Annotated in this window: 2 protein-coding genes; one reads left to right on the top strand and one right to left on the bottom strand. The window is 68.5% G+C overall.

The window, feature by feature from the left end; genetic code table 11:
* Window positions 1–78 (top strand): pirin-like C-terminal cupin domain-containing protein (locus DBR34_RS24535; protein ID WP_146186784.1); only part of this gene is annotated, 78 nt, incomplete at its 5' end.
* Window positions 79–432: 354 nt separating this feature from the next.
* Here the strand turns inward: DBR34_RS24535 and DBR34_RS06800 are convergent.
* A complete protein-coding gene (locus tag DBR34_RS06800; protein WP_181393923.1) occupies window positions 433–885 on the bottom strand; it encodes a hypothetical protein in 453 nt (150 codons plus the stop codon).
* Window positions 886–1,132 lie beyond the last annotated feature (247 nt).

Below are 1,132 nucleotides of genomic sequence, written 5' to 3'. Positions count from 1 at the left end.
CGCCACGGGCCGTTCGTGATGAATACCCGCCAGGAGCTGATGCAGGCCTTCGTCGATTTCCAGGAAGGCCGCTTCTGACCGGTCCTGCCGGCCGTTGGCCGGCAACCCCATCACGCCGCAACACCCCGGGCACTGCCGGCCGCTGGCCGGCAACCCCATGACGCCGCAACACCCCGGGTAGTGCCGGCCGCTGGCCGGCAACCCCATGACGCCGCAACACCCCGGGTAGTTCCGGCCGCTGGCCGGCAACTCCATGACGCCGCAACACCCCGGGTAGTGCCGGCCGCTGGCCGGCAACCCCATGACGCCGCAACACCCCGGGCACTGCCGGCCGCTGGCCGGCAACTCCATGACGCCGCAACACCCCGGGTAGTGCCGGCCGCTGGCCGGCAACCCCATGACGCGACAGACGCGCGGGTATCCCCGGCCATCTCAGCGCCCTGCGGCGACCGCGGCAGGCGTGAGGTTCATGCCTTGTGTCAGCGACTGCAGCGCGCCAAGCTCCTTCGCATCGCCGGCGTACAGCGCGATCTGCGCGTAGCGGTTCTTGTCGAACTTCACCACGGTGATGCGGCGCGTTTCGTAGCCCGGCGGCTGCTGGCCGCCCAGATCGGGCTGGTACCAGTACAGCGATTCACCGGCGAACAGGCCTTTTTCCTGGCGCAACGGGCGGCTCAGCGGCAGGTTCGGGTCGCGTGCGGTCAGCATCAGGCTGAGCACTTCGCGGCCATCGCCGGTGCTGGCCTTGCACAGCACGAAGTCGGCCTGCGCCTGCTCCTGCCATTGCAGGCCGCTGTCGGCGGGCAGGGACGGACACACATTCGAGGACTGGGCCGAAACGGCCGCAGCGGACAACAACAGGCTCAGGCACACGGCAGCGCGCAGGATGTTCATGGCTTCCCCCAACGGTCGAAGTGGCCGCGCGTCGTGCTGGCAGAGGGGTTCCGGGGGCGTACACAACCCAGGCCGTCCGTGCGCATTTCCCCATGCGCGTCCCGGAGTACCTCGCCTGCCAGGTGACGGCGTGGTGATTCGGACCTTAACGGAATGTGACTGGATCTACAAATAACTGTTTCAGATGGTCCCATCTGGGCGCCGTGAGGCGCTGAATCAGGCGGCCGGGACCACGTCG

Origin of the sequence: Stenotrophomonas sp. HMWF003, from assembly GCF_003061285.1 — a bacterium.
GTDB lineage: Bacteria > Pseudomonadota > Gammaproteobacteria > Xanthomonadales > Xanthomonadaceae > Stenotrophomonas > Stenotrophomonas maltophilia_AP.
Note: the sequence above shows the minus strand (reverse complement) of the source record. Positions and strands in the feature narration are given on the sequence as shown.